The organism is Wolbachia endosymbiont of Oedothorax gibbosus (assembly GCF_936270145.1).
GTDB lineage: Bacteria > Pseudomonadota > Alphaproteobacteria > Rickettsiales > Anaplasmataceae > Wolbachia.
Window position 1 is genome coordinate 764,340 of record NZ_OW370537.1, and the last position, 16,123, is coordinate 780,462.

14 protein-coding genes and 4 pseudogenes are annotated in these 16,123 nt (G+C 35.8%); 6 read left to right on the plus strand and 12 right to left on the minus strand.

Translation table 11 applies throughout. The features are described 5' to 3' along the window. Positions 1–17 precede the first annotated feature (17 nt). Positions 18–506, minus strand: coding sequence for a ribonuclease HI (rnhA, locus tag NBW37_RS03715; protein WP_370273166.1), 489 nt, complete (start codon positions 504–506; stop codon positions 18–20). 411 nt (positions 507–917) lie between these two features. On the opposite strand from rnhA, the pseudogene NBW37_RS03720 reads away from it, so the two are divergent. The 3 genes and pseudogenes from NBW37_RS03720 to NBW37_RS07760 all read left to right on the plus strand — a co-directional run. Then, a pseudogene (locus tag NBW37_RS03720) lies at positions 918–1,463 on the plus strand (Rpn family recombination-promoting nuclease/putative transposase); the annotation flags it as partial. A gap of 514 nt (positions 1,464–1,977) precedes the next feature. Then, positions 1,978–2,766 carry a reverse transcriptase N-terminal domain-containing protein gene (locus NBW37_RS03725; RefSeq protein ID WP_250296962.1) on the plus strand — a complete coding sequence of 263 codons (789 nt, stop codon included), beginning with the start codon at positions 1,978–1,980 and terminating at the stop codon, positions 2,764–2,766. 34 nt (positions 2,767–2,800) lie between these two features. After that, on the plus strand, positions 2,801–2,998 hold the full coding sequence (locus NBW37_RS07760; RefSeq protein ID WP_370273168.1) for a reverse transcriptase domain-containing protein: 198 nt from the start codon (positions 2,801–2,803) through the stop codon (positions 2,996–2,998). Here the strand turns inward: NBW37_RS07760 and NBW37_RS03730 are convergent. Further along, a protein-coding gene (locus tag NBW37_RS03730; RefSeq protein WP_250295836.1) for an IS630 family transposase occupies positions 2,985–3,996 on the minus strand; the annotation gives its coding sequence in 2 pieces (ribosomal slippage) (positions 2,985–3,482 and positions 3,484–3,996; 1,011 coding nt in all). The genes NBW37_RS07760 and NBW37_RS03730 overlap by 14 nt on opposite strands. Before the next feature lie 64 nt (positions 3,997–4,060). Here NBW37_RS03730 and NBW37_RS03735 point away from each other — a divergent pair. Beyond that, positions 4,061–4,783 carry a group II intron maturase-specific domain-containing protein gene (locus NBW37_RS03735; protein WP_250296963.1) on the plus strand — a complete coding sequence of 241 codons (723 nt, stop codon included), beginning with the start codon at positions 4,061–4,063 and terminating at the stop codon, positions 4,781–4,783. Positions 4,784–4,878: 95 nt separating this feature from the next. Continuing rightward, a pseudogene (locus NBW37_RS03740) lies at positions 4,879–5,262 on the plus strand (Rpn family recombination-promoting nuclease/putative transposase); the annotation flags it as partial. Here NBW37_RS03740 and NBW37_RS03745 read toward each other — a convergent pair. After that, positions 5,244–6,326, minus strand: coding sequence for a hypothetical protein (locus tag NBW37_RS03745; protein WP_250296964.1), 1,083 nt, complete (start codon positions 6,324–6,326; stop codon positions 5,244–5,246). The pseudogene NBW37_RS03740 and the gene NBW37_RS03745 sit on opposite strands and share 19 nt — an antisense overlap. 88 nt (positions 6,327–6,414) lie before the next feature. Between NBW37_RS03745 and NBW37_RS03750 the strand changes: the two genes are divergently transcribed. Next, a protein-coding gene (locus NBW37_RS03750) for an IS5 family transposase (protein WP_250295841.1) occupies positions 6,415–7,241 on the plus strand; the annotation gives its coding sequence in 2 pieces (ribosomal slippage) (positions 6,415–6,802 and positions 6,802–7,241; 828 coding nt in all). Here NBW37_RS03750 and NBW37_RS03755 read toward each other — a convergent pair. The 9 genes and pseudogenes from NBW37_RS03755 to NBW37_RS03795 form a co-directional block, all read right to left on the minus strand. Next, the gene (locus NBW37_RS03755) at positions 7,236–8,258 is read right to left on the minus strand and encodes a S49 family peptidase (RefSeq protein ID WP_250296965.1); all 1,023 of its coding nucleotides are present in this window, start codon (positions 8,256–8,258) and stop codon (positions 7,236–7,238) included. The two genes, NBW37_RS03750 and NBW37_RS03755, sit on opposite strands and share 6 nt — an antisense overlap. Positions 8,259–8,323: 65 nt before the next feature. Then, positions 8,324–8,839 (minus strand): annotated as a pseudogene (locus NBW37_RS03760) (phage portal protein); the annotation flags it as partial. 107 nt (positions 8,840–8,946) lie between these two features. Next, positions 8,947–10,260 (minus strand): group II intron reverse transcriptase/maturase, encoded by a 1,314-nt coding sequence (gene ltrA / locus NBW37_RS03765; RefSeq protein ID WP_250295826.1) that lies wholly within the window; start codon positions 10,258–10,260, stop codon positions 8,947–8,949. After that, the gene (locus tag NBW37_RS03770) at positions 10,245–10,397 is read right to left on the minus strand and encodes a hypothetical protein (protein WP_250295827.1); all 153 of its coding nucleotides are present in this window, start codon (positions 10,395–10,397) and stop codon (positions 10,245–10,247) included. Before NBW37_RS03770 ends, ltrA begins: the two co-directional genes overlap by 16 nt. Before the next feature lie 368 nt (positions 10,398–10,765). Continuing rightward, a pseudogene (locus tag NBW37_RS03775) lies at positions 10,766–11,326 on the minus strand (helix-turn-helix domain-containing protein); the annotation flags it as partial. 354 nt (positions 11,327–11,680) lie between these two features. Further along, positions 11,681–12,889 (minus strand): hypothetical protein, encoded by a 1,209-nt coding sequence (locus tag NBW37_RS03780; RefSeq protein WP_250295809.1) that lies wholly within the window; start codon positions 12,887–12,889, stop codon positions 11,681–11,683. Between the two features lie 224 nt (positions 12,890–13,113). Then, positions 13,114–13,794 (minus strand): JAB domain-containing protein, encoded by a 681-nt coding sequence (locus NBW37_RS03785; RefSeq protein ID WP_250295810.1) that lies wholly within the window; start codon positions 13,792–13,794, stop codon positions 13,114–13,116. A 149-nt stretch (positions 13,795–13,943) separates the two neighbouring features. Continuing rightward, positions 13,944–14,822: a WO male-killing family protein Wmk gene (gene wmk, locus NBW37_RS03790; RefSeq protein ID WP_250295811.1), complete on the minus strand. Its 879-nt coding sequence runs from the start codon at positions 14,820–14,822 to the stop codon at positions 13,944–13,946. Between the two features lie 8 nt (positions 14,823–14,830). Continuing rightward, positions 14,831–15,790 (minus strand): hypothetical protein, encoded by a 960-nt coding sequence (locus NBW37_RS03795; protein WP_250295812.1) that lies wholly within the window; start codon positions 15,788–15,790, stop codon positions 14,831–14,833. Positions 15,791–16,123 lie beyond the last annotated feature (333 nt).

Genomic DNA, 16,123 nt, shown 5'->3' on the forward strand with positions numbered 1-16,123 from the left:
TTCATGACTTACTTTGTCTAAGATTTATATCTCTTTTTTTGGTGGTCTTGTAATTTCTGTGTTTTAGTTTCTTTTCTCGCAAGCCTATCTGCCTCCTCGTTATACGTATTACCATTGTGAGCTCTAACCCACTTCCAATTAATATCATGGTGTAAAGCAACTTCATCTAGCTCCTTCCATAATTCCATGTTTTTTACTGGGCTTTTATTCGCCGTCCTCCAACCATTTATCTTCCATTTGTTGATCCATTCTGTTATACCTTGTTTAATATACAGACTATCAGTGTGCAAAATAACTTTGCAAGAAATTTTTAACATCTTTAGACCGTTAATCACAGCCTTTAACTCCATCTTGTTGTTCGTTGTGTTTTCTTCACCTCCAGAAATACGTTTCTTGATAAAGACACTTTTATTTTCATACATAACTACAGCAGCCCAGCCTCCTGGACCAGGGTTTCCAGAACAAGCTCCATCCGTATATATTGTAACCTTCTTTTTTTCGCCCATACTAACAGAATATGGATTTAACATAAATTTTCTACTGAAATATGTTGATATTGAGTTTCGGATTTTTTATTATGAAGGTGTGAGAGGTTAATCTCGCGATGTTAGGTAATTGAGCTTTTGGGCTCGTATTTTTATTAGGAGGTTACACCAAAAATAAGTGTTTTTAAAGCTCTTTATAGCTCCTAAATCCATGAATTCATTTGCTGGGCTTATAAGGCGCTTTACAGAAGAGGTTGTAAAAGATGTACAAATGGACGTCTAAAGCAGAAGATGCTATTCTTAGACCATCTTTGACAGTCGTTTTTTTCTCTAACATACCCAAAGTTTAAAAAAATAAGATTTAAACACAAAAGAGTTGAATATTTCTTCAGAATTGTGTATAATTATTAATGCTTTCTAGGTTTATCTCTTATGGCTCTTTCGAAGTTTCTTGACGCACGAAATGATTGCGCCTTCAAGAGAATATTTGGTACTGAGAGGAATAAAGACATCCTCATTCATTTCCTGAACGATATTTTAGGCTTTACTGGACTAGCTGCAATTCAGGACGTTCAATTTTTAGCTACTATTATGGATCCTGAGATTGCCGCTAAAAAGCAAAGTATTGTCGATGTTCTTTGTAAAGACTCTCAAGGTTCAAGATATATTATAGAAATGCAATTCACTAAGACTAAGGGCTTCGAAAAGCGTGCTCAATATTATGCTGCTAAAGCCTACTCAAGTCAAGCTGATCAAGGTGATGATTATCATAATCTCAAGGAAATTATCTTTATTGCTGTTGCTGATTGCATTATTTTTTCAGATAAGGCTGAGTACAAATCTAATCATGTCATTTTAGATCAAAATAGCTTTGAACATGACTTAAAGGACTTCTACTTTGTATTCATAGAACTACCAAAATTTACAAAGACAAAAGAAGACCAACTAGAAAATATAGTAGAAAAATGGTGTTATTTTTCCGTGCGACCCGGAAGGTCATGATTTTGTGGTGGTTAAATTCCATCTTCCCAGACATCAGGGATAATGTATATCTCACATTTCAAAGAGTGGCAACCTTTGGGATGCAAGCATGAGATAAAAGCAGGTAACACTAAACCTCGTGGTGAATCCCTGCAAACAGAGTTGGATATGATTACGAGAGAAACTTACGTCTGAATTGTCGTCAAAGCACAATATGCGAAAGGAGGTTGGATTACGCATAGACCAAAATGGTACGAAGCACAAAGGGGAACTAAAGATGGAAAACTTTAGTTACTGATGTTCTCAGCTTCCGGCAAACAGTAGGAATCTAAGTCCAACGCGAAACAAGATCATGGAACGGAGTAACCACATAAATGCTCTTATATTTATATAAATATAAGTAGGTAGCCAGCCGCAAGTATTTATGTTGGAGGGATTGTTTAAGAAGCTAATGCCCAAAGTAATATTTGGGATACGCAGACGTAAACACTGTAATTTGGAAGGTAAAGTTGTGAATAATAGTGAACATGTTATGAACCAACAAAAAGTTAGGTATGAATGGAATGAAATTCCTTGGCGAAAGCTGAAGAAATCCTCATTTAAGCTACAAAAACGAATTTACCGAGCTTCTACATGTAATGATATCAAAAAGGTGCATAATCTTCAGAGATTATTACAAAAATCAACAAGTGCAAGAATACTCGCAGTTAGAAGAGTAACACAGGACAATAGAGGGAAAAAGACTGCAGGTATCGATGGAAAAGCGAGTCTCAACCAAAAAGAAAGAATGCAATTAGCATATTCTATGGATTTGAAGGAAAAAGCAAAACCATCGAGACGAGTTTGGATCCCAAAACCTGGTAAGCCATTGGAGCGTCGTCCCCTTGGAATACCCACTATATCGTGTCGAGCAAAACAAACACTTGTAAAAATGGCTTTAGAACCAGAGTGGGAGGCAAAATTTGAGCCAAACACATACGGTTTTAGACCTGGTAGGTCTTGTCATGATGCAATTGAAGCCATATTTGATGTGCTTAAACAGAAAACAGCATACATTTTAGATGCCGATATTTCTGGATGCTTTGAAAAAATTGACCACAACACTCTGTTGGAAAAACTTAATACCACACCAACTATTAGGAAAATAATAAGAGGATGGTTAAGAGCAGGTGTTATGGATGATGGAAAATTTCAATCTACAAAACGTGGCACAATTCAAGGAGGGACGATCTCACCGTTACTTGCTTGTATTGCATTACATGGATTAGAGCAGCATATAAAAAAAGGCATTAACAAATGAACTTTTTCAACACACGAAAAGGAAATATGGAAAAATATCACATAAAAAGGCAGAAAAAACCATAAGTGTTATATTTTATGCTGATGACTTTGTCATCATACATGAAAGTGAAGAGATTATTCTTAAGGCAAAAATTTTAGTTGAAGAGTGGTTAAAAACCATCGGACTAGAATTAAAGCCCTCTAAAACAAAAGTTTATCATTCACTAATACCAACCCTCATAAATAACTAGACAAATAATTCACAGAGCAAATGGTTTTGATCGAACTTTCCGTAATATCTCGAATAAATTCAGATACAGCATTTTCAAGTAATTTAATAGAGTCATACATCTTGTTCTTTATTATATTTTCCTTTAAATGTTGCCAAAATCTTTCCACAGGATTGAGCTCAGGCGAGTACGGCGGCAAATAAATTATGGTGATATTTTCAGGAGTTTTTAAACCTTTAGACCTATGCCAACTTGCGCAATCCATGATAAGAAAAGCTTCTCTAGTCCCCAAATCTTTCGACATCTGCTCCAAAAATATGTTCATGCAATCTGTGTTTACATGTGGAGCAAGTAGGCTAATATCCTCTCCATTCCTGGGATTTACAGCGCTGTAAAGATAGAAGTTTTCTCTTCCGATTTTTACTTTAACTTGTGTTCTTGAGCCCTTTTTAAACCATCCATGTCCAACTTTTGAGTGCGTTCCAAATCTCGATTCATCGAAAAAAAACCTCCTTTTTCCGGTTCTTTTCCACAATTTCATTGAGATTTTTTTTGAACTCCTCTTGTTTGTTTTTGTCTTGTTTATAATGTGCTGGACGAGGTGTGATATATGTAAATCCTAGCTTCTTCATAAGCCTTCTCGCCGTTGACTCACTTACTTTGATAGCTAACATTCCTTCAACTATACCTTGCAATTTTTTAGCAGTCAGATTTGCCCCATCTTCTTCTATTACCTCTCTTATTTTTTCCTTCTTCTCCTCGTTCAGTTTTGGTTTAGGTCCTCGCCCTGGCTGTATTGCAAACCCAATAACACCTTTTTCTTTAAATCTTGCAATCCATTTCATTAATGTCGTTCTCGTAATTCTATATATTTTAGCAACTTTTGAGATACCATACTCCTTTGCTGATATTATTGCTTGTAACCTTCTTCCTATCTCTCCTCTTATTCCATATTTTTTTAATTCTAACTTGCATTGATTATATAGTTCTTCTCCTATTGCTTTACTTTTTCCTGCCATAAACTACATATTTATTCTTTCTAGCCTCAATTATTTGTAGTTTTTACTATTTGTCTATCTATTAGTGGAGATTGGTATAAGAACCAGTAATGGAACAAAACCAGGATTCGATTTTCTTGGATTTTCAATAAGACAATATCCAACAAAAGAAAGTAAGAAAGGTTATAAGTTATTAATCAAACCAAGTCGTAATTCTATAAAACAGCATACACTAGCTATTAAACATAAGCTCAGAGAAATGCGTGGAGCACCACAAGAACGGGTAATAAAGGATCTCAATCCAATAAATAGAGGATGGAGTAAATATTACTCCTCGGTAGTTTCATGTAAAATCTTTAGTTCATTGGATAATATTATGCATAGAAAACTCTGGAGATGGGCAGTTTTTAGGCACCCAAATAAAGGGAGAGGCTGGATAAAAAGAAAATACTTTAAGAAGTATAACAACGAAAACTGGCGCTTTATGACAAGTAACAAGATACGTCTTACTATACACAGCGATCATGTTATTAAACGACATATCAAAGTGCAAAAAACCAGATCTCCATATGATGGTGATTGGGTTTATTGGGGTAATCGTCTTAGAGAAATACCAGATAAGCCATCAAAAGTAATAAAATTATTGAAGTTACAACAAAATAAATGCGATAATTGTCGACTATGGTTTGAAAGTGATGATATAATAGAAATACATCATAAAGACCGGAATAGACGAAACAATATGATCAAAAATTTATCTTTGTTACATGGGCATTGTCACGATGAATTACACAGGAGGTGTGCATGACAAGCACCAAATTAGAGAGAAGCCGTATGAGGCGCAAAGTCTCACGTACGGTTTTGAAGTCGAGTGAGGAGGGGCGACCTTCTTCACTTAGACAACGATATGCAGCAGAAACAAACGAAGAAGACCTAGATAAAATAGTTGGTAGTGACGTAATAATAAAACGAGCTTATGAAGAGATGAATAAGTTTAATTGGTCAGAAGAAGAGTTACTAGCATATGAACAAATGAAAAAACGCATAATGGATGAGATAGCTGCTTTTGCTCAAAAGTTTGATGAGGGTGTTAAGGTTGGACACGAAAAAGGCAGAGAAGAAGGCATCCTAATCGGACATGAAAAAGGCAGAGAAGAGGGTCGAAAAGAAGAAAAAATTGAAGTCGCAAAAAACCTACTTAAAGCTGGTGTATCTGTCGATTTAATAGCTGAATCTACTGGTCTCCCTCAAGCTAAAATTAAACAACTTCAGAAGGAAATAGCCTGAAATAGTGGTTGGCTGTCCACTGTTGGATCATTTAAACAGGTTCTAGGTTTGTCGTCTGCTTTTCCTGGCAACTGACTTTTTAATCGACTAAGAAAAACAGCAGCAAATATAGAATTAATTGTTCCTTTAGCCAACTCTAATAAAGATTGTTTCGGCCTGCGTGTTTGCTCTGCTTCCTCAATTTCACGTTTTGAACCTATGAAAGGAATTACTTTAGTTGCTTGTACCGCTTCTTCTACATTCCTGCTATTTTTCAAGCTATCAAGATATTCCCTAGCTGTCATACTCACTTCTTTTCCATCTAGATGATCTTGGAATTTTTTACTACTTAAATTCATATCAGCATTGATAAGTAACGGCACACTGCCTTCTACATGAATTTTAGTTCCAAAGTCATATAGCTGTACTCTAGATAATTCTTGACCATTAATCTTAATAGGACCAAGCTCCTTATCCTGCTCTGCTAGAAGTTGACGCTCTGTTTTTATTTCTTTTGCTAAAACTTTCTTATCTTCATTAGATAATTGGCTATTAGCTCTATCAACATCAAAGTGCTCAACAAGAAAGCCTTCTTCTCCTACTTCATAGCCAGCAAACTTTACTGCTTTTTCTACAACTCGCATGAGCTGATCAGTACTTTTTAATCCAGAAACAAATGCCGTATTACAATCAAAATAAGCATAATTATCACCAGCCCTATAAATCGCAACAACATGATCAGTTGTTACTAAGTGAATAGCAAAATCACCATTAACTCCAGCTATATAGTTTGATAAACCACTGAACGTTTTATAGCCTTGAGTATGAATTAAGTTTGAAGGCAAACTATTTGTAGGTGAACCCAGATTTTGTTCAAACCCGTCAAGTAATTTACTTAAAGCAAAAACTTCTCCTTCCTCCCTCTTAGATATCTGCTTACCCTGCGCTATACGCTCATAAATTTCAGATGAAGTTTCTAAATTACTTAAAAATGATTTATTACTCTGCAGTAATAGAGCTTGAGATAAGCTATGTGTAATTGCTACACATTTACCGTCAATCTTAACTCCACGTTCTTCAAACAAAGGTAAATAAAGCCCTTGCTTTACCGATTCAATGAATAGACTTCTTTCAAAATTGAGGGAGAGAGAGTAAGATCAAGTATTTGGAAGCATGAAATATAAGGAAATAGAAAAGTTAGAAGGAGAAAAGTTTCGACGTTTAACGGGGGTAAAAAAATCAACATTTAAGAGAATGGTAGAAATTCTAGATGAGGAGGATAAAAGGAAAAAAGCTAGAAGTGGAAGAAAAAGCAAACTTTGTATAGAAGATAGATTACTTATGGCACTGGAATATATGAGAGAATATCGTACATATTTTCATATAGGACAAAGTTATGGCATGAGTGAAAGCAACTGTTTTAAAATAATAAGGTGGGTAGAAGACACATTAATAAAACATCCAGATTTTGCATTACCAGGAAAAAAAGATCTATTAAATAGTAATGTAGAATACGAAGTTTTGGTAATAGATGGAACTGAAACAGCAGTAGAAAGGCCAAAAAAAAGCAAAAGCGCTTTTACTCTGGAAAGAAAAAAAGGCATACTATAAAAACACAAATAGTAACAGAGAAGAAGAGTAAAAAGGTCGTATGTACATCTTTCTCCAATGGTAGAAAACATGATTTTCGGATGTTTAGAGAATCAAAGATAGCAATATTACCGCAAACTAAGATCCTAGCTGATTCTGGTTACAGAGGAATGCAAAAGATACATAAAAATGTTGAATTACCACATAGAAGATCAAAAAAGAATCCTTTATCAAAGGAGAAAAAAGCAGAAAATAGATCTCTCTCTATACGAAGAGTGGTAGTTGAAAACGTAATCGGCTTATTGAAAAGGTTTAAAATCATTTCTGACAGATATAGAAATCGACGAAAACGTTTTGGCTTAAGATTTAATTTGATTGCCTCTATTCACAATAGAGAGCTCCTTTCATGAATTTTGAAAGAAGTCTATTATCTCTGTCTTTTTCGTTCTCTCCGCCAGTATTGACATTAATATCTCTTGGGCTTGCTTTGCATTTACATTCTGCTCAATAAATTCTCCTATCTTTTCTGGCATCTTTGATAAATTACATAAACGTATTAATTCAAGAACTTCAGTACGATAGCTGTCATTCTTGATTTTATTAGTTAAATTATCAGTTTCTAGGTCAGTTGTAGTTTTCTCGTTCATAGTAATACTCCTGTTTTTATTAATAGATGAAAGAATTGTGATTCCATCAGCAAGTCCTATCTCTATTGCTTTTTCTCCAAAATATAACCCTGCTTCCGTTGATTTGATTCTTTCCATGGACAAATTTCGGTTTCTTGCTATTAGCTGGACAAACATCTCATATAGGCGGCCTACTTCCTCTTGTAAGCTTTCCAGACTTTCAGACGTTATCGGCTCATGCGGATTTAAATCGTTTTTTCTCTTTCCTGCAAATACTGTGGTATATTTTATTCCTTGTTTTTCATCAAATCCACTTTGATCTATATGACTTGCTATTACTCCTATGCTTCCAACTCCTGAAGTTCTGCTCACAAATACCTTTTCAGCGCTAGAAGCTATAGCGTACGCAGCAGAGTAAGCATCATCATTTGCTATCGCCACAATCCTCTTTTTTGTCCTTGCTTCGTAAATAAAGTCAGAAAGGTCGAATATACCGTTTACTTCCCCTCCTGGGCTGTCTATGTCCAAAATTATTGTTTCTACTTCTTCATCTATTAAAGCTTCTTCTATCTCTTCACGTATCTTCTCATATGATGTCATCCCTAAAATATCGTCAAAAGCTTCTGAATTCTTCGTCAAGATTCCATGTATTGGTATTACTTTTATTCCCATTTCACTATTTCTTGTTACATGTTTTATGTTTTTAAACGTAGGGTGTTTTGCTGCTTGTAATGACAGTAATTCAAAACTTCTCGCCTCTATCATCATCGGCTTATTCATCCAATTTATTTGTGTCGTCATATGTTTTTAAAATTTTTTATTTGTGTCTGGGGCAATAAAAACCCTTTTGTCATAGAAATAGAATTTTATATCATTTCAGCATTAGAATTCACATCAGAATCAAAACTTAAGCCCAGTTCACTCGCACGTCTTTGGTCCTCAGCAATTTCTTGGTCGATTTCTTCTATATCGTAACCCAGCTCTGATACCACCTCTGACCTGCTCTTAAACCCATTTCTTACTGCCATTTGCTGTGCTTGCTGATCTTTCAGCGGGTCTACCCAATCAAATCCTTGTGGTATCCATTTTACCTCTTTTTTCGTCCATTCTTCGCCTATATCTAGTTCTCCAGAAAGTAGGGCTAACTCTATCCATCTATTCCATACTGGCCGGCAAAACTGGAATACTAACACATTATGTTGTAACATCGCGCACCTCCGGCGAAACTCTATTAACCCTGCTCTTATTGATGAATAATTGACACCACTTAGATCTCCTGTTAGCTGCTCATACGTTATCCCTGTGCCTACTGCTATTGCCCTGAGCTGCTGTTTCATGAATGCTTCATAACTTCCTCCAACATCAGATGGTTCTGAAAGTCTGGTAGAGACTCATGACCTTGAAAACCAGCGATTTGGTCTCTTAATCATAGTCCCCCCAAAAGAACCGTGCTTGCGGATTTCCCGCACACGGCTCCACAATACAGCGTTCACACTAGTGCTCCTGTGTACAAAGAAGCATATATCTTTGGCTTTGGTAGTGGATTTACTTTTAAATAGTATGTAAACTGTTCCCAATCCATACTTTTCTTGTGACTACGTCGGTTTATCCACTTAAATGCTAGCTTTGTTACCGGTCGATAGAATTGAATCAAACACCGATAATTTCCGCTAACCCCGAAGTAGCTATAGTGTCCTGTTAGTTTGGCTTTAAGTTTCTGCCACCAATCTTTGAGACAGATACGACTTCGTACCATCTTCAACCACTCTTTGATTTCTTTAATCTTTCTGGCTAGGCTTATTTTTGAAGTTTTCTGCTTCATCATAAGTTTACCATTACGACTTTTTCCACAATAATGTGTAAATCCTAGAAAGTTGAAGCTAGCCGTCCTACGTTTCTCTCTTTCTGCTTGATACCATTCTTTCTTACCAAACTTTACTATTTTTGTTTTATTTTCAGCTATTTCCAACCCAAATTTACTTAGTCTTTGTTTTAGTAATTCTAGAAATTCTTTTGCGTCTTCTTCCATCTCGCAGCCAACTACAAAATCGTCGCAAAACCTTATTAGCTGTATATATCCTCTGGCTTTTGGCTTAAATTTCTTTTCAAACCATAAGTCCAGCACATAGTGTAAGTATATATTAGCTAATACAGGGCTTACTATACCACCTTGTGGTGTGCCTTGATCGGTTGCTTTATAACATCCAACTTCAACTATTCCTGCCTTTAGAAATCGTTTTATTAACCACAATAAATTTGGGTCAGCTATTCGTTCCCTTAGGCAATTCATTAGCCATTTATGTTGAACATTATCAAAGAACTTCTTGATATCCACTTCTACAATATAGTTAATTGGTTTGTGCATAACTGCTTTATCTAGAGCGTTTATCGCCTGATGACAATTTCTTCCTGGTCGAAATCCATACGAATTGTCCATAAAGTTTGCTTCATAAATATTTTCTAATATCTTCTTTAGCATTATCTGTACCAACTTATCTTCAGTTGACGGTATTCCGAGTCCGCGCTTCTCTTTGCTCCCAGCTTTGGGTATGTATACCTTTTTCACTGGTTGCGGTTGATATTGCTTTCTCTTCATACTATCCACTAGTGTTTTAAGTTTCTCTTCTAGATTTTCTCCATAAGCTTCCACTGTCACACGATCTATACCACAAGCCTTGTTGCGTTTTAGTTCCTTGTAACACTCTGCAAGATTCTCTTCATTAATCAAATGAACTAGCGATGTAAATTTTACTCGCTTATCTTGCTTAGCCCTTTCTGCTATCTGGTTTAGTTTTCCTTGCATATTCCTCCAATCTCTGTTGTATTGATATAGCAATCCCTATACCAGTTACTATATTGCTGACCGCTTCCCCTTGTATGTGGCTTTCCCACACTCTGAGTACTATCAGTCAGTCCGACTTCCTTTGTATCATTCTCCATTCCTCGCCTTTATTGGCTTGTTCTAGAGTACCCTTACAGGAATACAAAGGATCTCCCAAGTTCACGTAAGGTCCATCTCAACACATGACGCGGCCTTCGATCCCGATGGGGTGAGTAATATCTTGCCTTAGCGTTATTACCCATGCTGTCTTCCACCAAAAATAAGGTGTCAACCCCCATGACGCGGGAATTACGGGACTCAATACCTTCACTTTCATTGCACCCTATATTGTCCATTCCATTAGCTTTACCACGCTCGTTACCTTACGCAATATAATGGTCTGTTCCAGGCTGCTGGCTAAGCTTTACCCGTGTTGGATTTTCACCAACTGTTCCTTACACGCTTCTTGGCGCACATTTGTTATCCCCCCGATTTTATTCGCTAAATCTTCCTGAGTGTATCCTCGTCTCAACCTCCACTCTTTTATCCTTTGACCTACTTTATACGGAACAGAAATCTTCTTCTCTTCATATTCACCAATAGATAAATTGGTTGTTCGAGAGATAACGTGAGCAGAAACTCCTTCTTTAACCAAACCCCTTGCTACTTCTATTTTCACCGCTTGTCCGCTTCTTTCCTCACTAATACGGATGAATCTGGTTAATAAGTAAAACGTTTCGCGTAATTCTTGATCCTTAATCTCTTTATGTCTTCTTACTAGATTTAATATCTCTTCTCCCTCATTTTCAAAATACCTTTTTGATACTGCTTGTCCGGAAGCTAGATCTCTAGCACTTGTCGATAATGCTTCTGCTATGGCATATAATTTCTTAATTGAAATTTTACGCGTTCCTTTTTCATACTGTAGTATGACCTGATATTTTGTACCGATTTTACTTGCCAAATCCTTTTGAGTATATCCCAGCCTTAATCTACGATTTCTTATCTCTTGCCTAACTTTGTAGCTTATAGAATTAGGGTTAGTCACTCCTTTTTACAGAAACAAAAAATATGTATACCTTATCGTAAGCGCTCTGAATAGAGGTTATACCAAAAAATTTTGTAGCTACTAAATTCATGAAATTCATTTATTGAGCTTTCGAGGTACTTTTTTAGTGCACCTTAGGGCTGCTTCCTTCAATTCAGCGTACTTCTTTATCCATTGCCTTAGGAGCTATATCTAAATCTTTAGCTGTTCTCGCTTCCCTCCACAGCTTTTTCCTTGAATCTTATTGTAAATTTTCTTCCATTTACACCTCTTATTAAAAACCTCCACTCTTTCTGAGTAACCGTTGTAAGCAGAGAGAAGAGAGAAAAATCTCCCCTCTCTCCAATTGTTTAACTATTTTCTAGAGATTGCTTCACTACCTCTACGTGTCCTATCTACCCATGAAGACGAAGACAATGTTTCACTTACCTCCTTTATTTCTTTTGTGGCCTGCTTTTCACTCCAGATTCCACACCTCGTGAAACTTCCTCTTTCTACAGCTTCTTTCACTGTCATTCCTCCAAATAGGCAACCTTTTCCCACTACTTCGCCTCTTCTCTGTAGTTCAGCCCACATTTCTGTATCTGCTACTCTTACCTGTACTTGATCTGCTTTATGGCACAATACAATTCTTAGTCCACCAATGCTTGTTGGAAATGTCACCTCAAAAACGCTATTATCGGATACATCAACATAATTTCTTGCACCTCCTTTCTCGTTTTTAACTTCAATTTCGCTACCGCCCATTTTCAGGATATGACTTCCAGATTTTACGTATCCTTTGTTCAGACCTAAATTTCTTGCACCTTCTACTACTTTTGCAACCTCTACTTCACTATCTGCAGAAAGTTCCATAAAATATGTTTCATTATCCCTTTCCACATCTATTACGGTTCCTTTGTGAAGAGCATTTTCACCGACTTTTTTCAGTTCTTCACGTTGCTTTTCTAGCTGTGGTTGAACCTCTTTTTGCAGTTCGTTATAAGTTTCACCTATAAGTTTATTCTGCAACAGATTGTCATGAAACTCTGCTCCCTTTAGCATTAATTCACACATTACCTTTTTCAGATCACCCTTTTTGCACTTGTGAAAATATGTGCCCAATATCACGTACTCGGCAACACTCCATTCTCCCTCATTACATGCATTTAACCTTGCTCCAGCATTTATTACTTTGCCTACAACTTCGTACAGTTCTTTTGGGTTTTTTGCCGTTACCACTGCACTTTTACACCAGCTCAATTCCTTATTTTCACTCGAACTTGGCTTTATTTTTTGTAAACCTGAAGCAAATGGATTTAAACCATCTGGATAATCTTCTTGATTACTTAAAGGTTTTGTGCCATATACATAATCAAGTCCTTTCCCAAAGTTGATTGGCTTTTCACGGTTGTCACGAGGGGAAGGCATAGGCTCCTTGCTCTTAAGTTGCTGTATATTATTACAACTTATACCTTCAAGAGCACTCAACACGTCTTCTGGTAATACGCTGAGATCTATGTTGAACTTACGGTTCTTTCCTTTTTGATCTTTACGAACTACTGTAACTTTTTTCTTACTCATACTAGCCTCCGCTATTTAAAATACTTTCTAAGTTTACAACTAGCTTTATTACTTTATTGTTAACTAGATGTATGCTTTCTCATTAATTATAAGGGTAATTAATGTGTTTGCAAATATTTTCCTGCATTCAAAAGAACGACTTTTGAGACATCAAAAAGCTGCTCAGCACTTCCCAATAACGAATTTTTACTTCAAATTACCTTTGAGCAGCTCTTCTTTTCGGACTATAACAGTCCTTCTTTCTTCAGACTAAGATAGCTTTTACTTGTAACGATAATGTGGTCATATAACCTAATCTCTATAGTCTTACAGGCTTCAGCCAATTTTTTAGTTACAGCTAGATCCTCATCAGATGGCCTTAAACTTCCGCATGGGTGGTTGTGCGACATTATCATTAACTTTGCTTTTTCTATTATTGCTTTTCTTGCCACTTCATGTATGCAAATAGGTACACTATCCTTTTTACCAACATACACTGTTTCCCCTATTAAATGGAACTTTTGATCCAAATATATTATTATTGTACATTCCTTTTCTAAGTGCCCTATACATGCCTTTAAATATTCTACGAGCTTTTCTAAGTTACCACCTATTACTGGTCCTTTCTTTAACTCTTCTCTCGGCACCCTCTTTAAAGCTTCCTTAAGACATAAAATTGCTGTAACTGTAGAGTCGGTTACCCCTTCTATAGTTTTCAGGTCATCTATTTCCAGACTTGAAATCCTTCCTATTCCTTTAAAACGATCCATTAGCCTTTCAGCAATAATGCTAGCTTCGACCCCATCATGCGCTCCACTCAGAAACGTTTCTATTATTTCACGATCTAGTAAAGCATGTCCTTTGCTTACCAATGCTCTGAACTCTATTTCTTCTCTACGATCTTTACTTTTATTGTTATTATTCATATAATATATCCTTCACTAATAATAAATTATTTTTAAATGTTTACTGCTATTTTTTAACAGTATTGGCATAAAGCCATAGCTTTCGGGTGAAGTCAAATCAATTTTTCAATTTTTTTGTTTATTTTTTATGGAAATATAAAAGATCTTACTTAAAACTTATGGCCAGTCGTTTGCGAGATAATATCAACAGAAATTCCTTCTTTGATTAAATTCCTTGCAACTTCAACCTTCTTTGCTTCTCTAATCTTTTCATTACAAACATGTATGCCTTCAAACAAAGATTTGATCAGCACATCTCGTAACTCCTGACTCTCTATCTTTTTGTATTCTTCTATCAAATTTGATAACCCAACTTCGCTATTTTCATCTTCTGTTGATTCGGGAAGTAGATCTATGATACTGATTGATAATACCTTTGCTATTTCATCTAATGTTTCAAGTGAAACGGCAGCTCGCCCTTGTTCATATTCGTATATCCTTTGATTTGTTATGCCGACTTTGTTTGCTAAATCTTCTTGGGTATACTCTCGTCTCAACCTCCACTCTTTTATCCTTTGCCCTACTTTATACGGAATAGAAATCTTCTTCTCTTCATATTCACTAATAGATAAATTGGTTGTTCGAGAGATAACGTGAGCAGAAACTCCTGCCTTAACTAAACCCCTTGCTACTTCTATTTTCACCGCTTTTCCGCTTCTTTCCTCACTAATACGGATGAATCTGGTTAATAAGTAAAACGTTTCGCGTAATTCTTGATCCTTAATTTCTTTATGTCTTCTTACTATCTCTTCTTCCTCATACCTTTTTGATACTTCTTGTCCGCAAGCTAGATCTCTAGCAGTTGTTGATAATGCTTCTGCTAACTCATATAATTTTTTAATTGAAATTCTGCGTGTTCCTTTTTCATATTGTAGTATTACCTGATATTTTGTACCAATTTTACTTGCTAAATCCTTTTGAGTATATCCCAGCCTTAATCTACGATTTCTTATCTCTTGCCTAACTTTGTAGCTTAGGCTTTCTGCCAATTCGCACACTAATGTCTTCTATTAGAATTATTGCTTAACCTCGATAATAATTTCTCCCTTTCTCTTATTACCTGGTCGCTTTTATCTCCAATCTCTCTCATTTCTCTTTCTCGTTCTTTTATACTAAAATTTATAACCTCAGCCGAATATTTGCTCTCTCCACTTGCTAGTTCTGATTTTAACCTTTTTACCTTGTATTCCAATTCTACAAACCTTTCATGTTTTTTCAGCGTCTCTATCATCTGATTTATTTGTGATAGTAATTCTCCTTCTTCTAAGCCTTCTGCTATTTTAATCAGCAACAATTCATCTATTTTATAATTCGCACCAGATTGAACTATAAATAGGTTGATCATTGCTCGTACATCAGTAGGCTCGGCTACTAATATGTTAACATTACTACACACAAAACGTTTTAAACTTATATTTTTTTCTAGATAATTTTTCATATCCTGCGATAAGTTCTCCTTTAATTCTTCATATGCTTCCGACAGCAATATCTCTAATTCCTTAAAAAACTCAATCTCTATATCACCTGCCACAAGAATCATTAGCAGATGTTTTACTAACTCTCTATCGTTTGATTTGATCGCCTGATAAATTGCTTTTTCTCTATCCTCTTTCAAATCATACAGTTCTGATGAATCACTGAGACTAAATAAGTAGTTCTTAGCTTCTTCAGGAGAATAGATTGCAATATTAACTTCTCTTAATGGATGATCATCATTAAACTCTTCTAGTAATTTACTATCAATAGTTTCTTCTATTGCAACAGCCACTTTACTCAACTTCTTTAGCTGGTCTATACCTTCCCTTGAATCTCTAGGTGTACTTTTGACTTCATTTAGTACTTCGTTATACAGACTTTGTTTTTCCTCGCTGCTTAATAATGCACAATGCTCCTTTAGCTGCTTGGAAGCTTTAGATAGAAATTTTGCTAACATATTATCATCCGATAGACCTACCAAAACTAAAATGCCCACGCTATTAAGTCATACAGAGCTTCTATGTATATTATAACTTAATATACATTTTACTATCAAAAATATTGATAGTATTTTTCGAATATTTTACAATACGATAATCGTAATTGAGCGCTCGTACTTTTATGAAGATTAGCCTCTTGCACCAAAAAGCGTTAAAAAGGGTATCTTCTACAGCTCCAAATTCATGACATCCATCTCCTGGGCTTATAAGGTGCTTTACAGAAGAGGTTGTCAAAGATGTACAAGTGGACGTCTAAAGCAGAGGATGCTATTCTAAGATGATCTCTGACAGTCGTTTTTTTCTCTAACATACCC